This is a genomic window from Bilophila wadsworthia ATCC 49260 (assembly GCF_000701705.1).
Taxonomy (GTDB): Bacteria; Desulfobacterota; Desulfovibrionia; order Desulfovibrionales; family Desulfovibrionaceae; genus Bilophila; species Bilophila wadsworthia.
Genome location: NZ_JNJP01000022.1, coordinates 1 through 16,727 on the forward strand (window position 1 = coordinate 1; position 16,727 = coordinate 16,727).

Annotated in this window: 14 protein-coding genes and 1 pseudogene; 9 read left to right on the plus strand and 6 right to left on the minus strand. The window is 61.7% G+C overall.

Features of this window, described 5'->3' with window-relative positions; genetic code table 11:
* Positions 1 to 80: 80 nt before the first annotated feature.
* The 3 genes from pheA to T370_RS0109435 all read right to left on the minus strand — a co-directional run bounded on the left by pheA (position 81) and on the right by T370_RS0109435 (position 3,200).
* The gene (gene pheA / locus T370_RS0109425; protein ID WP_005027904.1) at positions 81 to 1,205 is read right to left on the minus strand and encodes a prephenate dehydratase; all 1,125 of its coding nucleotides are present in this window, start codon (positions 1,203 to 1,205) and stop codon (positions 81 to 83) included.
* 2 nt (positions 1,206 to 1,207) lie between these two features.
* A complete protein-coding gene (locus T370_RS0109430; RefSeq protein ID WP_029435575.1) occupies positions 1,208 to 2,200 on the minus strand; it encodes a 3-dehydroquinate synthase II family protein in 993 nt (330 codons plus the stop codon).
* Between the two features lie 196 nt (positions 2,201 to 2,396).
* A complete protein-coding gene (locus T370_RS0109435; RefSeq protein WP_005027906.1) occupies positions 2,397 to 3,200 on the minus strand; it encodes a 2-amino-3,7-dideoxy-D-threo-hept-6-ulosonate synthase in 804 nt (267 codons plus the stop codon).
* A 517-nt stretch (positions 3,201 to 3,717) separates the two neighbouring features.
* Here T370_RS0109435 and T370_RS0109440 point away from each other — a divergent pair.
* From T370_RS0109440 to T370_RS0109455, 3 genes are all read left to right on the plus strand, one after another.
* A complete protein-coding gene (locus T370_RS0109440) occupies positions 3,718 to 4,167 on the plus strand; it encodes a universal stress protein (protein WP_005027907.1) in 450 nt (149 codons plus the stop codon).
* 734 nt (positions 4,168 to 4,901) lie between these two features.
* A complete protein-coding gene (locus T370_RS0109450; RefSeq protein ID WP_156034393.1) occupies positions 4,902 to 5,300 on the plus strand; it encodes a hypothetical protein in 399 nt (132 codons plus the stop codon).
* Between the two features lie 84 nt (positions 5,301 to 5,384).
* Positions 5,385 to 5,816 (plus strand): hypothetical protein, encoded by a 432-nt coding sequence (locus T370_RS0109455; RefSeq protein WP_029435577.1) that lies wholly within the window; start codon positions 5,385 to 5,387, stop codon positions 5,814 to 5,816.
* Positions 5,817 to 6,027: 211 nt separating this feature from the next.
* Here the strand turns inward: T370_RS0109455 and T370_RS0109460 are convergent, their stop codons facing one another.
* From T370_RS0109460 to hisH, 3 genes are read right to left on the minus strand one after another with little or no spacing between them, the layout of a single operon-like run.
* Positions 6,028 to 8,430 carry a tetratricopeptide repeat-containing diguanylate cyclase gene (locus T370_RS0109460; RefSeq protein ID WP_016360617.1) on the minus strand — a complete coding sequence of 801 codons (2,403 nt, stop codon included), beginning with the start codon at positions 8,428 to 8,430 and terminating at the stop codon, positions 6,028 to 6,030.
* Between the two features lie 2 nt (positions 8,431 to 8,432).
* Positions 8,433 to 9,212, minus strand: coding sequence for an imidazole glycerol phosphate synthase subunit HisF (gene hisF, locus T370_RS0109465; protein WP_005027911.1), 780 nt, complete (start codon positions 9,210 to 9,212; stop codon positions 8,433 to 8,435).
* Entirely contained in the window at positions 9,206 to 9,853 is a 648-nt protein-coding gene (gene hisH / locus T370_RS0109470; protein WP_005027912.1) for an imidazole glycerol phosphate synthase subunit HisH, read from the minus strand. Before hisH ends, hisF begins: the two co-directional genes overlap by 7 nt.
* Before the next feature lie 346 nt (positions 9,854 to 10,199).
* On the opposite strand from hisH, the gene T370_RS0109475 reads away from it, so the two are divergent.
* The 6 genes and pseudogenes from T370_RS0109475 (at position 10,200) to T370_RS0109495 (ending at position 16,440) form a co-directional block, all read left to right on the plus strand.
* A complete protein-coding gene (locus tag T370_RS0109475; protein WP_005027913.1) occupies positions 10,200 to 10,910 on the plus strand; it encodes a septal ring lytic transglycosylase RlpA family protein in 711 nt (236 codons plus the stop codon).
* Positions 10,911 to 11,528: 618 nt separating this feature from the next.
* Positions 11,529 to 12,845, plus strand: a complete 1,317-nt coding sequence (gene dsrA, locus T370_RS0109480) for a dissimilatory-type sulfite reductase subunit alpha (RefSeq protein ID WP_005027914.1) — start codon at positions 11,529 to 11,531, stop codon at positions 12,843 to 12,845.
* An 18-nt stretch (positions 12,846 to 12,863) separates the two neighbouring features.
* Positions 12,864 to 14,006 (plus strand): annotated as a pseudogene (gene dsrB / locus T370_RS0109485) (dissimilatory-type sulfite reductase subunit beta); the annotation flags it as partial.
* A gap of 81 nt (positions 14,007 to 14,087) precedes the next feature.
* Positions 14,088 to 14,315, plus strand: a complete 228-nt coding sequence (locus T370_RS25960; RefSeq protein WP_255344672.1) for a dissimilatory sulfite reductase D family protein — start codon at positions 14,088 to 14,090, stop codon at positions 14,313 to 14,315.
* A gap of 122 nt (positions 14,316 to 14,437) precedes the next feature.
* Entirely contained in the window at positions 14,438 to 14,734 is a 297-nt protein-coding gene (locus T370_RS0109490) for a hypothetical protein (RefSeq protein WP_005027916.1), read from the plus strand.
* Positions 14,735 to 14,736: 2 nt separating this feature from the next.
* On the plus strand, positions 14,737 to 16,440 hold the full coding sequence (locus T370_RS0109495) for a cobyrinic acid a,c-diamide synthase CobB (RefSeq protein WP_029435579.1): 1,704 nt from the start codon (positions 14,737 to 14,739) through the stop codon (positions 16,438 to 16,440).
* Positions 16,441 to 16,727: the final 287 nt, after the last annotated feature.

Genomic DNA, 16,727 nt, shown 5'->3' on the forward strand with positions numbered 1-16,727 from the left:
GGGGTTTGGGGAAGGGAGGGAAAAGCTTTTCTCCAGAAAAGTTTTCCCTCCCTTCCCCAATCTTCATTTTCCTTCCCTCACTACTCCCCTGCCGTGTAGCAGCCCAACAGCCTGAACGAGTGGCAGGTGTTGCGGAGTTCGGCGAGGACGCCGGAGAGCTCGGGCTTGAGCAGGTTCGTCTCGAGATCGGCGAAAAAGGCGTATTTCCAGCTCTGAGAGCGCAAGGGGCGCGACTCCAGCTTGCGGAGATTCACCCCCGCCTTGAACAGCAGATCCAAAATACCCGCCAGAGAACCGGGCTTGTCGGGCAGCGTGAACAGTACCGAAGTCTTGTTGGCTGCGGAAGTGTCCGTGGGCTTGGGGCCGATGACCACAAAACGCGTCTGATTCGTCGGCTCATCCTCAAGATTATAGGCAAGGATGGGCAAACCGAGCATCGTGGACAGGCTCTTGTGCCCGATGGCGGCGCTCCCCGGCTCGGAAACCGCCCGGCGCGCGGCGGCGGCGGTGGAATCGCAGGCCATAAGAGAGGCTTCGGGCAGGTGCTGACGCAGCCAGCGCTGGCACTGGGCAAGCGCCTGCGGATGGGAATACACCACTTTGATCGCTTCCGGAGACGATTCCACGGACAGCAGCGTGTGCTGGATGCGGGCGACCGACTCGGTCTGGATGTACACATCGTATTCCATGAAGAGATCGAAGCACTGCCCCACGGAGCCCTGCAGGACGTTCTCAAGCGGGATCACACCGAGCGCGCACTCGCCTCCGTGTACGGCGGCGAAGGCCTCCCGGAAGTTCTTGCAAGGCCGGTAATCCATAAGATTCCCGAGCAGATCCACAGCCGCGAAATACGAGTTCGTACCCTCGGGGCCGAGATAGGCCACGGATACGGGACGCTGAAGGGTACGGGACGAAGCGAAAATTTCGTGCCAGATGGAACGCAGATGCTCCTCGGGCAGGGGGCCTGAGTTCTCGCTGGCAAGGTTGTCCAGAATCTGCCGTTCGCGCTGCGGGCGGAAGACAGGACCGGACGTATTCGCCTTCACCCGCCCCACTTCAAGGCTCAGGGAGGCACGGCGGTTGAGCAGGGCCAGCAGTTCGCGGTCCACGGCGTCGATCTGGAGGCGCAGCCCCTGAAGCGCTTCGGACTGTTTCGCGGCTGCGGCTTCGGACCAGCCGTCCGGGGTATCGTTGGATTCGGGCATGACTATATCTCGCGGATGTTTTCCTGAATGCGCATACCGAAATGACGCCCGGCCACATCGGCTCGGCAGATGACTTCGTCGCCGGGCCGGAGCGCGACCACGCTGACGGGCGTCCCGTCAGGCCGCACAAGGCGGATGGTTTCGGCGTTCTGCAAAAAGACGGAGCCGGTGCGCGTGCCTTCCGGCGTTTCCATCTGGGCCGTGATCATCAGCATGGGCCGCACCTCGGTCTTGATGCGCCCTATGGTGGCGAGCGACGTGCGCCCGTCCTTATCCACGATAAGGACTTCGTCCCCGGAGCGCAATTCGCCCACGTAGCAGGTCTTGTCGCCGGGCATCACCGCATAGGCGTGCACGCCGCCCGCGTTGATGCGGAAAGGCCGCGCCGCCACATATTCGTTGTGCTCCGTTTCGGCGTGCGTAAGGAAGGTGAAGGCGCTGGAGTTGCCCACCAGCATCCCTTGCCCCCGCTCCATGAGGGTCAGCGTATCGACGCAGACGCGGTGCCCGAGGCCCACGGTCTTCACTTCGGTAATGGTCGCCTTGTCCAGCGTCAGCGTGCCTTGCGACAATTTCAGCTCCGATACGATGTTCTTGAGGCTTGCCAGCGCTTCGGGAAGCACCACCACGACGGGCACGCCGCATTCGAGAACCCCCGCCGCAAGACGGGCTTCGGCCAGCGAAGCGACCTCGACCGCGAGCTTTCCGGCCACGGCGGGCTGCGCGAGCAGATTTTCCACCGGGATGATCTCCCACCCCTGAGCCAGTACGAGCCGCTCGCCCCCGGCGATGCGGGAGGCGATGGATTCTTCCTCGGCCTTGGAGCCGAGCCCCACGGACGGCATGTCCGCCTCGGCCCGCACGTCGCACAGGGCCAGGGAGCGGACGCCCTCCACGTGTTCGGCTTCGGTGATGATCCCGTCGACGCCGGATTCGAGGGCCAACGTCACGTCTTCCTTGCTGAAAGGCACGCTCTTGAAATAAATGTCAGGCATGGTCCCGTTCCTGTTGTTTCAACCGCATCAGGCTTCATGTCCTGACCGGAAAATGACGGCCCCGGAACTCCCCGGAACCTTTCCCCTTCCCTTTTCCCAGCGCAGCTTCCGCCGCGCAGACGCCTCTACCAAACCGGCGTTTCCCGGATTGAGGCCGGGGGGAGCGCCCGTCAAGAAACGCCCTCCCCCGCTCCCGCTAGCCTTCCACAACGGCCAGCGCTTCGTCCAGTGACAGGCCCTGATGGACCAGGCCGCGCAGGGCACGGACGAGCTGCACGCGCTTGGGATGCTGGAACACGTTGCGGCCCACGGAAAGGCCGGAACCGCCCGCCTTGAGGGAATTGTCCACCATTTCGAGGAATTCGCGGGTGGTCTCGGTGCGGGGGCCGCCGGCGATGACCACAGGCACGCAGCAGCCGGCGATGACGTCGGCGAAGGAATCGATGTCTCCGGTGTAAGGGACTTTCACGATGTCGGCGCCGAGTTCCACGCCCACGCGGGCACAATGGGCAACGACGGCGGGATCGTATTCATTGGAGATGCGGGGGCCGCGGGCGTACAGCATGGCGAGGAGAGGCATACTCCATTCTTCGGCCACACGGGCGACTTCACCGAGGTCGGCGAGCATATCGCTCTCGTTGTCGTCGCCGAGGTTCACATGCACGGAAACGCCGTCGGCACCACGGCGGATGGCTTCCTCAACGGTGCATACGAGGCGTTTCTTGTTGGAGTAGCTGGACAGGGACGTGGAAGCGGAAAGATGGATGATCAGGCCGACGTCTTTACCTTCGCCGGAAGCGCGGAAGCAGCAGCGGCACAGCCCTTTGTGCATCAGAACAGCATCAGCGCCGCCGTCGGCCATGTCTGAGACTGTTTTGTGGATATTCTCGATGCCTTCGATAGGACCGACAGAGACGCCGTGATCCATAGGAACAATAATGGCGCGGCCGGTTTCACGATTGAAAATGCGCTGGAGACGAACTTGCTTGCCGAGATTCATGGTATTCCATCCTTTGTGTGTTTGCACAGGGAAGCTGCTGCATGGATCCGCGGCAAAAAGAAAGGCCGCGGATTTGCACCCGCGGCCCTGAATGTCTGGTTTTGCTTTACAACAACACCCCACACACCCCTGTACCGCAGGCGCGACCAAAATAAAAAAAGAAGCCCCAAAAGCGGCTGCTTTCGTTGGAAGCGGTAAATGCGGTGGCGGTGTAGTTGGTCATGTTGTCCTCAAATGTGTTTCGTGAAAACTAGTCCTCAATCCGGTTTCCTGTCAAGAAAAAAATGTACCTTTTTTCATCAGCGCGAAAACGTTTGGTTTTCGCCACAGTTCCGTCACTGTCCGCTTTTTCCCCCGATCCTCGGCTTCCGGCAATGCACAAGAGGGAAACGAATAAAAGGCGGCCTCTTGTTTGTTAACGAAAAAACGATTACAGTCTGATTAATCTCAAAGAGCGCTCCTGCGCCGTTCCGCAGTAAAGCTCTCCACTGTGCAATCTTTTACAGGGAGAAGAGTCATGCCTGCCTTGAAGAAGATCCTGTGCGCCCTGGACCTGTCGGATCAGAGCGAATCCGTAGCCGAATACGCCGTTATGCTCGCCAAGATGTCCGGAGCCAGCATTGTGGCAGTATACGCCGCCCCCACGCTGACCCAGTACACGGGTTTCCATGTGCCGCCGAATACCATCGACAACTTTGTCGGTGAAATCGTTTCCGGTGCCGAACGCTCGATGACCGACTTTGTATCCGAACACTTCACCGGCGTGGATGCCCGCGGCGTTGTCGTCGTCGGCTACGCGGCTGAAGAAATCCTTGCCCTCGCCGAAAGCGAACAGGCCGACATCATCGTTATGGGTACCCGTGGACGCAAGGGCATCGACCTGATCCTGTTCGGCTCCGTGGCTGAAAAGGTCGTGAAGAACGCGACTTGCCCTGTGCTGACCATCCGTCCTACCGACGACGATTGATTGACAGGGGGGCAGTCCGGCGAAACCGGGTTGCCTCCTTTTCCTTCCCTCGGACGGAACCGCTCCGTTTCGTCCTTCTTGGTGTTTGCCCAACGTTCCGCGCCATTCGATAGGAATGCGGACCGCAGGACTTCACTGCCGGAATCCGGACCTGCCCCCCATGCTTTACAGAAAAACGCTTCCGCATCATGGGAGGACGTTTTATGGCTCCCTCCAGCTTTCCCGCCTTTTCCAGAAAATGCACGCCTTCGGGAGGCAGATGTTTCCTTGTGTTCCCCGTTTCAGTGCTTGGGGTGTGCGTGAGCGTGTACTATCACTTTACGCCCGGCATTCCCTTTGATCGGAACCTGTTCGCAGCGCTGGGGATGATCCCGGGCGCGTTCCTCCTGCTCCTGCCTTGCGGGGCTGGCTCTCTTGGCTGTTCGACACGCTCTTGTGCGCCATTATTGCACCGATATTTTGTTATTTCAGGGGAATGGATATAGGCATATTCCCCGCAGCCGTATGGGGTGCCCTGCTGGGGGCAAGCATCTCCTACCCCCTGTTCACGCTCTTTGACACACTGAAAGAAAGGGCGGAAAAAGGCACCGGCAAAGACAGCAAACGCCCCGCTTCCGACGAAATGGGCCCACCAAAGAAACCATAGGTCTTCCAACAGCCCGCAGCCCGCTCAACGCACGATCTTCCGATTTCGAATACCCGCCCTTTTGAGGGCGATCATCGGAGGCTACCCCATGTCCCTCACCCGGTTCCTCATCCTTGCACCTAAAGGCACCCCTTCAAGGCAAAGATGCTGCAGACTGCTTGCCGTGATGCTGATCGGCATGTTCGGGGGCCTTATCTACGGATGTTCCGAAGGCGCTCTCCTTTCTCCCATATTGGCGTCTTCGGCCGGAATGCTCCCGAGCGCGTTCCTGTGCGCCCTGTTTCTGCTCATGCCCTACGGAGGCTGGATTCCCGCCCTGATCTGCGCGTTTGCGGGCGCCCTCTTCGCTCCCGCCACCGCCGCATTGAAAGGGCTGGATTTCGGCCTGATTCCCACGATGCTCTGGGGCTTCATGGCCGGAATGACCGCGTATCCGGGAGTCGTCCTTCCGCAAGCGGCGCAGCCCGAAGACGAACCGGCGGGCTAGCCTGACGGGTTGCCGCAGAGCCTCAACCCCGCCCCTGCCGCCAAACGCAGCGGGCCACGACGCAACGCAGCCAAGGAGACGGCAATGGGCTTCTCCATACGGTCCGAGCTTGCAAGCTACGCGCGCCTCAAGCGCCGGTGCTACTTCCTCTTCGTCATATCCTACGGAGGATTGCTGGCGGGCTTGACCTACGCGGCCATGACGCATCAATCCCCGCCCCTCTGGATCGGGCTCATCCCCGGGGCCGCCCTCTCCATCCCTCTGCTTCTGCTGCCCACGCAAAGCTGGCTTCCCTGCCTTTTCCACGTCCTGCTCGGGGTCGTCTTCGCCCCCATCATCTGTGCCCGGCGGGAAGCGGACCTGTCGCTCATCGAGGCCGTGGAGCTGGGCGCCGTGGCGGGGCTGGCCCTCATCTACCCCTTTTATATCCTGTGCAGTACGCTGGAAAAAGAAGGCACACTCAAAAAATACGCCCCGGATCAGAGGCGGAAGGCCTCCCAAGAGACGGAGGAATGAGGTTCGCCGCCCCTTGCAGCCGCTTCAGCTTGAGCAGTGCAGCAAGCCCTTTCGCCTGCAAAAGAACCAAGCCTCGCCTAGGGGCGCGGGCCGTGCGGAGAAGTACGGGGAAAGGGCGGCGGAGAGCGGAGAAGAGTAACGGCAGTGGCAGGAGAAAAGAGGAGGACCCCTTCCGCAAAGAGGCCCCCTCCTCTTTTCCAATCTGGCTTTTCTACAATTCCCCGGCCTTCAGCAAGGCTTCGCGGGCGTCCGACAGACGGCCCTGCACTTCGAGGGCGCGGGAAAGCACCAGCCAGCCATTCCGATATTCGGGACGCAGGGCCACGCTCTGGCGGGCCAGCGATTCCGCAAGCTCCGGATCTTCGCCGCCGTCAAGGTAGAGGTCGGCCATAAGGCTGAGGGCGGCCACATCTCGGGGATTGCGGAGCAACGCCTGGTGCAGATGTTCGCGGGCCTGATCCGCTTTGCCGAGCCGCAGGGCGAGACGGGCAAGATGCCGGTACGGGAGCGGGCTCCCGGTGTCGAGGGCCGCCGCCGACTCGAACCGGGCGCGGGCCTCTTCAAGCCGTTCCTCCGCCTCGTCGAGCTGCCCGAGCCGGATCAGCGCATACAGATGCGAGGGCGACAGCCGGATGCAGGTGCGGAAATGCTCCGCAGCCGCCTCGTTGTCGTGCAGGCTCTGGCAGACCGCGCCGAGGTTGTAGGCCAGCGCGGGATCGTCCGGGGTACGCTGGATCGCCTCCTCGAAAAAGCGCCGGGCTTCGGCATGGCGCCCAAGCGAGGCAAGGCAGACGCCGAGGGAATTCCACGCCAGTACATTATCCTCGTCGGCCAGCAGGGCAAGCTTATACTCTTCGATGGCCCCGAACACGTCGCCCCGGCAGTGCCGCTTGTCCGCGCTGATGTTCAGGGCGAGAGAACCGAACTGCCCGATATGCGGCGCGGGGAGCAGGAGCGCGTATTCGAGCGCCTTGCGGGCGCCTTCGATCATGTCCGAAGGCCGGAGATCGAGGAACGGCCAGCAGGCCAGCCCCACGCCCGCGCGCACGCCGAGGCGCGAGGCGATGTCGGCGCACAGCTTTTCGTACAGCTCGCGGAGCGGTTCCGCCTCCAGATCGGGATGGAAAAAGATGAGGCTGTTCAGCCCGAAGCGTCCGCCGGGCACCTTCCTGCCGCATACGGAACGGGCGAGATCGGCCACCTGCGCCATAATGTGCTCGGGCTGCGTCATGGGCTGGATCGCGCCGGAAGATTCACCGTCGCGGCGCGCCATGTCCACGTGCAGCAGGGCCAGCGAAAACCGTTCACACTCGCTGCACGCCCGCGCCAGATGGGCAAGGAAATCGCCATGCCGCAGGAGCCCGGTCAGAGGATCGGGACGGTGGAACACGCCGTCGTCCTGCCCTTCGGGGGCCGCGTTCTGCACGCTCAGCCTTTGCTCCTCCTGAAGCAGCGTCAGGGCGTCGTCGGGCTCAAGCGGCCACGCGGGATCGCCAAGGTGCAGGATCTCCGCCACGGATTCCGATTCACGGACTTCCAGCAGGACGATCTCGCCTTTGTAGAGCGGCTGGAGGGACTCGTCCCCGGAACCGCCCTTGACCGCGTAGTTCACCGACCAGACCGAGAAGTGCTGGCCTTCCCGCGCGCCCACGCTCCGGCCGAGCGAGGTCAGGACCCGCGAAAGGGGCATCACCTGCCGGATGTGCCCGCCTTCGAGAAGCAGCCTGCCGTACCCCATGACCCGGCCCGCCTGGAAACCGCCGGGGCCGCGCGTGCGGGCCACTTCCGCCGCGAGCTGGGCCTTGTGCAGCAGGATACGCCCGTGCTCTTCCGAACTGCGCTGGCGGGTCCCGTCCATATCCTGCGGATAGAGCGCATAGCCCGCATGGGGCTGCACGCCGAACTGCCTGCCGATCAGCGGATCGGGCAGGCGTACCTGCTCCATCGCCCGCAGGATGGCGGCGGAAAGGTTTTCGCACTCGGGGCGCGTGGCTTCGGGAAGGAACACCGCAACCGCGCTGTCGCCGATGCGCGCGCCGAACGCCTGCTCGGGGAGCTGGCCGGAAAACGCCTCCACCAGCTTGCCCACGAGCCGATCCGCAAAACCGTAGCTGATATTCCGGGCCACCTCGCGCACGCCGTCGAACCGGACGACAATGAGGCCGAGCGTACCGCCCCGGCTGCTGCCTTCGCCGCTTTCCAGCCCGAACTCCCGCGCGAACGCCGACTGTATGGCCCCGGTTTCCTGCGTGAGCCGCTCCAACAGCACTTCATGGGTCGCAAGCCCCGAGCGGGGATCAAGCCGCCCGGCCTTGTACAGCTCCAGATTCTCAAGGCACAGATCGACGATGCCGGGCAGGGACGGCAGCAGCGCCGTCACGCGCTCGGCGTCGGGCACACGGGCCATGAACACGCCGAGGAGTTCCCCGTGCCGGACGAGCGGCAGCAAAAGCTTTCCCTCGTCCGGCAGCCATTCCGGTTCCTTCGAACGGGTCTGGCGGGGAAAATAGACGGCGTGTGCCTCGAACGGGAGCACGCGGTACAGACTGTCCCGCAGCCGCTGCTCCAGATCCAGCAGATCACGCCGGACAAGGCCGGTCGTCAGGCCCGACATGCCTACCACGTCAGGCGGACGGGCACGCCGCGATCCGCCATGTATTGCTTGAGCTGCCCGATCGTATATTCGCCGTAATGCACGATGGAGGCGATGAGCGCCGCCGAAGCGCGGCCTTCCGTCACGGCGTCCACCATGTGCTGCGGGCTCCCCGCGCCGCCGGAAGCGATGACGGGGATACGCACGGCGTCGCAGATCAAACGGGTGAGCGTCAGCTCATAGCCGTCCTTGGTTCCGTCGGCGTCGATGGAGTTGACGCACAGTTCGCCCGCGCCGAGCGCCTCGCAGCGCTTCGCCCACTCGATGGCGTCGATTCCCATGGCCTTGCGCCCGCCGTGGATCACGATCTCGTATCCGGACGGGATTTCCGGGGTGACGGGAACCCGCTTCACGTCCATGCCGACCACAATGGCCTGCGAGCCGAACGCGTCCGCGCCCTGCGAAATGATTTCAGGATGCTTCACGGCGGCGGAGTTCACGGAAATCTTTTCCGCGCCCGCGAGCAGCACGGCCCGCATGTCCTGTACCGTGGAAATGCCGCCCCCCACGGAGAAGGGGATGAAAATCTCCGAGGCGACCTTTTCCACCACGTCGAGGAAGATCCCGCGCGCCTCGGCGGAAGCCGTGATGTCGTAAAAGACGATTTCGTCGGCCCCGGCCTCGTAATACTGCCGGGCGGTTTCCACCGGATCGCCGATGTCTTCGTTGCCCACGAACTTGACGCCCTTGGTCAGGCGCCCGTTGCGCACGTCAAGGCAAGGGATAACCCGTTTCGTCAGCATACCCGGCCTCCCGCGCTGCGTGCCATGCACCATTCATAGAAATTGGAAAGGATCTTCAATCCCGGCCGCCCGCTCTTTTCCGGGTGGAACTGGATGGCCCACAGGCCGTCCTGCCCATACACCGCGCAAAACTCCGTACCGTAACAGCTTGTGGCGATGACCTTTTCCGGGGCCGTCTCCACATAATAGCCGTGCACGAAATAGAAGGCCGCGTCAGCCGGGACATCCTTCAGGATGGGGCTCTCCTGCTTGCGGGAAATCGTGTTCCAGCCCATGTGCGGGATGCGGATAGGCGCCCCACCTTCCTCCAAATGCTCGTCGAAACGCACGCAACGGCCTTCCACGAGGCCGAGGGTCGGCGTGTCGTTCTCGTCGCTGTGGGCCACCATGATCTGGCAGCCGAGGCAGATCCCGAGCAGGGGCCTGCCCGACGAGACGACATTGCGCAGCACAGCGTCGAGGCCGGAATCCTGAAGGTGGCGCATGGCCTGTCCGGCCGCGCCCACGCCGGGGAAAATCACGCCGGCCGCGCTGTCCACGACGGCGGGATCGGCAGTGATGACGCAGGGAATGCCCAGATGATCGAGCGCGCGGCGCACGCTGGTCTGGTTCCCCGCCTTGTAGTCAAGGATGGCAAGCATAGTTCTTCCCGGTAAGCCGTTGTCCGCCGCCTCCGCGCGGAAAAACGTCCGGCGGGCGGGAGCGGGTGAAAGCCCATCGAAAGGGCCGAAAACACGATACTATCCGGTTCAGCGCCAGGTCAAGGCCCACGGAGCGCCGGCCCAAGTGTCGGTACGCCCGGAAGCCCGCATGTTCCTTGCCTTAAGAGGCTTGTTGAGGGCGCATGGAAAGCCGGGGTTGACAGAATCCGTAGTCTGGGTGAAATATATGACAATTCCACACTCCATCACGAGGTAAACCAAGGCCCTTTCTCTTCCGCCAGGCGCGGGAGGCCTGCCGTACGGGGCCGCAGCGCTAAGGATACGCATGATAAAACGAGCCATCACCCTGCTGCTCTTGGCTCTTCCCTTTTATTTGGCCGCCGTCCAGCAGGCGGAAGGCCGATCTCCGGGCCCCATGCTTGAGGTCTTCACCGGGGGAGCCACCTTCTACAGCGACTCGTTCCACGGCAAGAAAACAGCCAATGGGGAACGCTACAACAAGAACGAATTCACGGCGGCGCACCGCTCCCTTCCTTTGGGGACCATTGTCCGCGTGACCAACCTTTCCAATGGGAACAACCTGCTCGTCCGCATCAACGACCGCGGGCCGGGCAAGAAAAAACTCATCCTCGACGTTTCCAGGGCCGCCGCCAGCAAGCTGAACATGATCCGGCGCGGCGTGATTTCCGTTCAAGTCGAGGTCGTCGCCGACAAGCGGGGCATCCCGGTCCTCCGGAACAACGCCTTTTACCTGCGGCTGGCCAGCGCACGCACGCTCAAGGACGCCCAAAACAAGCTCAAAACGCTTTCGTCCGCCAGCTCCTCCAAGCTCACCAAGCAGACTTCCCGCAACCGGTCCGGCGAACTCAAAATCCTCTCGGAACGCCTTCCCAACGGCCGCACGCAATACTTCGTCGGCCAGGGCCCCTTCACCCGCTACCGGGATGCGCAACACGCCCTGAGCAAAGCCAGAGCCAGGCACACTGAAGCGAGCGTCGCCTGCCTTCCCACGCTGGTCGCCGAAAACACCCGCTAACGACGGTTTGAGCCGCCCTCCGCAAGCGCCTTTCCGTATGCCCGGCACCCGCCACTCTTCGGGGCTCCACACCGCGCCTTTTGGGACAACCTCCCCTGTTTTTCATGGGAGCCTTTTCGTGCGTCCTGTTGGACCTTGGCCCAAAAGCAGCTTAATCAGCTAGTATTAAAGGGAAAACATACTCAGCTCCCAGAATATTGTTCAAAAAATCACTAAATCTTTTTCGTTCTTCTTTGCACAACTTTTTCCGTCAACAACTATCACACTGTTTAAACATACTTTTTATACAAAAAAGACAAAGAGGGAAACGGTTTTCAACTCCCCAAAAGCCCTTTCCGGACTGGTGCAGAAATTCACTCTATCCTCTATCGTGCCCTAATCACGCGCCATTTGCACGAGTTCCCGGCTCCGCGGGGCTAAATGTGCACAAAATCCTTTGATGACACTGTGTTTCTCGAGCCTTCCTTGACACAAACAAGAACTGCATGGTATTTTTAACAAGAAGTAAGATAACTGAGATCAGGCTCGCGCGTTTGCGCCCGGGCCGTCTTAGAATATCCCGCGGCGCTCAGCCGCACCACAATGCGGTTACCAACCAAACCAAGTGGAGGTAAGGCAATGGCAATCAAACATCCAACTCCCTTGTTGGATCAACTCGAAACTGGCCCCTGGCCCAGCTTCGTGTCCGACATCAAGCAGGAAGCTGAATACAGAGCGGCCAACCCCGACAACGTGGAATTTCAGGTTCCCGCCGACGCTCCCGACGACCTGCTCGGCGTGCTTGAACTCTCCTATAAAGAAGGGGAAACGCACTGGAAGCACGGCGGCATCGTGGGCGTGTTCGGTTACGGCGGCGGCGTTATCGGCCGTTACTGCGACCAGCCCGAAATGTTCCCCGGCGTGGCTCACTTCCACACCGTCCGCGTGGCTCAGCCCTCCGGTAAGTACTACTCCACCGAATTCCTGCGTGGCCTGTGCGACATTTGGGAACTCCGTGGCTCCGGTCTGACCAACATGCACGGTTCCACCGGCGACATCGTGCTCATCGGCACCCAGACCCCGCAGCTTGAAGAGATCTTCTACGATCTCACCCACAAGCTTGACGTCGACCTCGGCGGTTCCGGTTCGAACCTCCGTACGCCTGCCGCCTGCCTTGGCCAGAGCCGCTGCGAATATGCCTGCTACAACACGCAGGACGCTTGCTATCAGCTCACCATGGACTATCAGGACGAGCTGCACCGTCCCGCCTTCCCCTACAAGTTCAAGTTCAAGTTCGACGGCTGCCCGAACGGCTGCGTGGCCGCTATGGCCCGTTCCGACTTTGCCGTCGTGGGTACGTGGAAGGACGACATCAAGATCGATCAGGAAGCTGTGAAAGCCTACGTTGCCGGCGAATTCGCCCCCAACGCCGGTGCTCACGCCGGTCGTGACTGGGGCAAGTTCGACATCGAAGCCGAAGTCATCAACCTGTGCCCCTCCAAGTGCATGAAATGGGACGGCAGCCGCCTCTTCATCAACAACGCCGAATGCGTGCGTTGTATGCACTGTATCAACACCATGCCCCGCGCCCTGCACATCGGCGACGAACGCGGCGCGTCCATCCTCTGCGGCGCCAAGGCCCCGGTCGTTGACGGCGCTCAGATGGGCTCCCTGCTCGTTCCCTTCGTCCCGGTTGAAGCTCCTTACACCGAAGTCAAAGAAATCATTGAAAAGATTTGGGATTGGTGGATGGAAGAAGGCAAGAACCGCGAACGTCTCGGCGAAACCATGAAGCGTCTGTCCTTCCAGAAGCTGCTTGAAGTCACCGAAATCCCCGCTCTTGCTCAGCACGTCAAGGAACCGCGTTCCAACCCGTACATCTTCTTCAAGGAAGAAGAAGTGCCCGGCGGCTGGAACCGTGACCTGGCTGCTTACCGCTCCAGACATCAACGCTAAAGAGAAGGGAGAATTACCATGGCGTTTGTTTCTTCCGGCTACAATCCTGAAAAGCCGATGGAAGGCCGTATCTCCGATATTGGCCCCCGCAAATACGACTCGTTCTTCCCTGAAGTCATCAAGAAGAACTTCGGCAAATGGCTGTACCACGAAATCCTGGAACCCGGCGTGCTCGTGCACGTCGCCGAATCCGGCGATAAGGTGTACACCGTGCGCTGTGGCGGCACCCGTACGATGTCCGTTACCAACATCCGCGAAATCTGCGAAATCGCCGACAAGTACTGCGATGGGCACGTTCGCTGGACGACCCGTAACAACATCGAATTCATGGTGACCGACGAAGCCACCCTGAAGGCCCTGAAGGAAGACCTGGCGGGCCGCAAGTTCGCCGCCGGCTCCTACAAGTTCCCCATCGGCGGCACCGGCGCCGGCGTTTCCAACATCGTGCACACCCAGGGCTGGGTGCACTGCCACACCCCCGCCACCGACGCCTCCGGCCCGGTTAAGGCTGTGATGGACACCATGTTCGAAGAGTTCAAGAACATGCGTCTGCCCGCCCCCGTGCGCATTTCGCTGGCTTGCTGCATCAACATGTGCGGCGCCGTGCACTGCTCCGACATCGGTATCGTGGGTATCCACCGCAAGCCTCCGATGATCGACGACCAGTGGGTTGACCAGCTCTGCGAAATCCCGCTGGCTGTCGCCGCCTGCCCCACCGCCGCCGTGCGCCCGGTCAAGAGCGAACACGACGGCAAGAAGGTGAACTCCGTGGCCATCAAGCAGGACCGCTGCATGTACTGCGGTAACTGCTACACCATGTGCCCCGCCCTGCCCATCTCCGACGGCGAAGGCGACGGCATCGCCCTGATGGTCGGCGGCAAGGTTTCCAACCGTATCTCCATGCCCAAGTTCTCCAAAGTGGTCGTGGCGTACATTCCCAACGAACCGCCCCGCTGGAACACCCTCACCAGCACGATCAAGCACATCGTGGAAGTGTACTCCGAAAACGCCAACAAGTACGAACGTCTGGGCGACTGGGCCGAACGCATCGGCTGGGAATCCTTCTTCGAACTGACCGGCCTTGAGTTCACCCATCACCTGATCGACGACTTCCGCGATCCGGCTTACTACACCTGGCGCCAGAGCACCCAGTTCAAGTTCTCTGAACTGGCCCTCGCCGCCCACGGTGGCGAAGCCCACGAAGCTGCTTCCGCCGCTGAAGTCACCGCCGAAGACAAGGAAATTGTCATCAACTTCCTCAAGGACAAGATGTCCCGTCCCGGCGCGAAGACCAAGTACTACTTCAAGGACTTCCTTGAACTCTTCCCCGCCAAGGGCACCCGCGACGTCAAGAACGTCCTGTCCGTGCTCGTGTCCGAAGAGTCTCTGGAATACTGGTCTTCCGGCTCCACGACCATGTACGGTCTGAAGGGCGCCGGCAAGCAGGCCTCTTCCGAAGGCGAAAACTAGTCTTAACGGTTGCGGGGGAGCTTTCCTCCGCGCCTTTCCCTCCCGTCCCCGCTTTGCCGGGAACGGGAGGGAATATTGAGGGAAGGAAGCGATTCCTTCCCTTTTCTTTTCCGGGAGACGGCATGGCCCAAAACATTCGACTCAGGCACGCGCAGTCCGGCGTCATCACAACCGGATTCTACGGGTTCAGCTGGACGACGTTGTTCTTCAGCGGTTTTCCCGCCATATTCCGTGGCGATCTCATCACCGGGGTCATTGTCCTGATCCTCAGCGCGTCATCCTTCTGGCTCGTTGCCATCATCTGGGCGTTCCTCTACAACCGCGTGTACACGACACGGCTGCTTGAACGCGGGTATGTCTTTGACGACGATCCGGAGAAAGTCCGGGAAGCCAAACGCGCCCTGCGCATTCAGGAATAAACATGGATGCCGCTTTCCCCTCCATCACTGCGCCCCGCCTTGTCGTCTCCGGCCTTTCCGGAGGCGGCGGGAAAACGCTCCTCTCGCTCGGCCTCGCCCGGGCCCTGACGCTTCGCGGCCTCCGCGTCAAACCCTGCAAAAAAGGCCCGGACTACATCGACGCCGCATGGCTCGGCCTCGCTTCGGGACGCACGCCGACCAACCTTGATCCCTTTTTTTTGACGGATGCCCGGTTGCGCGCGCTTTTCTGCACCTCATTCGGCGATGCCGACCTTGCCATTATTGAAGGCAACCGGGGCCTGTACGACGGGCGCGACGTGCAGGGGAGCTGCTCCACCGCGACCCTCGCCCGCGCTCTTGGCGCGCCCGTCCTGCTTACCCTCACGGTCACCAAGATGACCCGCACCGCCGCCGCGGTCATTGCCGGGCTGGCCCACTTCGAGCCCGTCAATCTCGCGGGCGTGGTCCTCAACCGTGTGGCTTCCTCGCGGCACGCCGCCCTCATCCGGCAAAGCATCGAAACATACACCGGCATCCCCGTCCTCGGGGAAATCCCCCGGCTTGCCGAAAACCCCATTCCCGAGCGGCACATGGGGCTCGTCTCCATGCACGACGAAACTCCGGACGCTCTGGGCCGGGCCTCCCTGCTCGCCGCCCTCGACTCCCTTGCCGGGCTTATTGAACGCCACATGGACATCGACGCGGCCCTGCGCCTCGCCCGCTCCGCTCCGGATCTGCGGGACGTCGAACCGTTCTGGGAAGGTGGAGAGGATGCCGCTTTCCGGGAAGCGGGCACCCTTCGGGAAGGCTCCGGCAACGCTCCTCAGAGTGCCGATGCGACGGCTGAGGATACCGATCTCGGAAAAACGTTCATCGCCCCCGGCGATACTACGCAGCCCCATAATGAGCGGGTATCCGCCGAAAGCGCGTCTTCCGGCATGGAGCCCTCTCGCCCGCCGGAACCAGCCAGCACAAGGAAACCGTCCGCCTCAGCGTTGATCCACTCCGGCCTTCCGCCCGTAACGCCTGTGACCATCGGCTTCGTACGGGATGCGGCCCTGTGGTTCTATTATGAGGAAAATTTCGAAGCCCTGCGCCGGGCCGGAGCCGAACTCGTCGAATTGAGCCTGCTCTCGCCCGAACCGTGGCCCGGCGATCGCCTTGACGGGCTCTATCTCGGCGGCGGATTCCCCGAAATGGTTCCCGAACGCCTCGCGGATTCCCCGCATCTGGCGGAAATCCGGGAATACTCCATGCGCGGTATGCCCATTTATGCCGAGTGCGGGGGATTCATGGTCCTGTGCCAGGAGTTGCAGATCAACGGGAAGCAGTACCCCATGACCGGGATTTTCCCCGCACGGGCGGAATTCTGCCCGCGTCCGCAGGGCCTCGGCTATGTGGAGGCCACCGTGGAAGCCGAAAACCCGTTCCATCCGGTAGGCGCTCTCCTGCGCGGGCACGAGTTCCACTATTCCCGCTGCGTCGCGCTCGGAGAACTGGAACCGACCCTGCGCCTCTCGCCCGGCGTGGGCATGTCCGGACCGGGGCATCGCGCCAAAGGGCTTGCGGCGGAAGGCCCGGACAACCTCAAGAGCCGCGACGGGCTCCTCGTCCGCAACACCTTCGCGGCGTACACGCACCTCTTTGCTCCAGCCGTCCCGCACTGGGCCGCCCGCTTCGCCGCCGCCTGCCGGAAAAATGCCTGATCCCCAGAGAGGGTGGCGTTTCCTCAAAGAGTCACACGCCTCCCTCTCCCCGAACCTTCCTTCCCACGCGCTTCATCTTATCCGCCACCTTAGGTTTCGAGATCCGTTTTGACGCTCCCACTCTCGTTGATGAAACACCCGCCATCGTTGCGCCGCCCCCAAAAAAAAAAGGGAGCATGATATGTTCCGTGATTTTCTCTTAATCAGGAATCATTTCTATTTACATCCTATCGTGTTTGCGGTATCGTTTTTCACACAACACAGAACAACACTACGCTCCCGTTTTT

Bases quoted from the DNA above. Each gene is read 5' to 3' on its own strand.
- T370_RS0109450 (WP_156034393.1), top strand. From the start codon at position 4,902: ATGTCCCTCACCCGGTTCCTCATCCTTGCACCTAAAGGCACCCCTTCA.
- T370_RS0109455 (WP_029435577.1), top strand. From the start codon at position 5,385: ATGGGCTTCTCCATACGGTCCGAGCTTGCAAGCTACGCGCGCCTCAAG.
- T370_RS0109430 (WP_029435575.1), bottom strand. From the start codon at position 2,200: ATGCCTGACATTTATTTCAAGAGCGTGCCTTTCAGCAAGGAAGACGTG.
- T370_RS0109435 (WP_005027906.1), bottom strand. From the start codon at position 3,200: ATGAATCTCGGCAAGCAAGTTCGTCTCCAGCGCATTTTCAATCGTGAA.
- T370_RS0109490 (WP_005027916.1), top strand. From the start codon at position 14,438: ATGGCCCAAAACATTCGACTCAGGCACGCGCAGTCCGGCGTCATCACA.
- T370_RS0109495 (WP_029435579.1), top strand. From the start codon at position 14,737: ATGGATGCCGCTTTCCCCTCCATCACTGCGCCCCGCCTTGTCGTCTCC.
- T370_RS0109460 (WP_016360617.1), bottom strand. From the start codon at position 8,430: ATGTCGGGCCTGACGACCGGCCTTGTCCGGCGTGATCTGCTGGATCTG.
- T370_RS0109475 (WP_005027913.1), top strand. From the start codon at position 10,200: ATGATAAAACGAGCCATCACCCTGCTGCTCTTGGCTCTTCCCTTTTAT.
- T370_RS0109440 (WP_005027907.1), top strand. From the start codon at position 3,718: ATGCCTGCCTTGAAGAAGATCCTGTGCGCCCTGGACCTGTCGGATCAG.
- dsrA (WP_005027914.1), top strand. From the start codon at position 11,529: ATGGCAATCAAACATCCAACTCCCTTGTTGGATCAACTCGAAACTGGC.
- hisH (WP_005027912.1), bottom strand. From the start codon at position 9,853: ATGCTTGCCATCCTTGACTACAAGGCGGGGAACCAGACCAGCGTGCGC.
- hisF (WP_005027911.1), bottom strand. From the start codon at position 9,212: ATGCTGACGAAACGGGTTATCCCTTGCCTTGACGTGCGCAACGGGCGC.
- pheA (WP_005027904.1), bottom strand. From the start codon at position 1,205: ATGCCCGAATCCAACGATACCCCGGACGGCTGGTCCGAAGCCGCAGCC.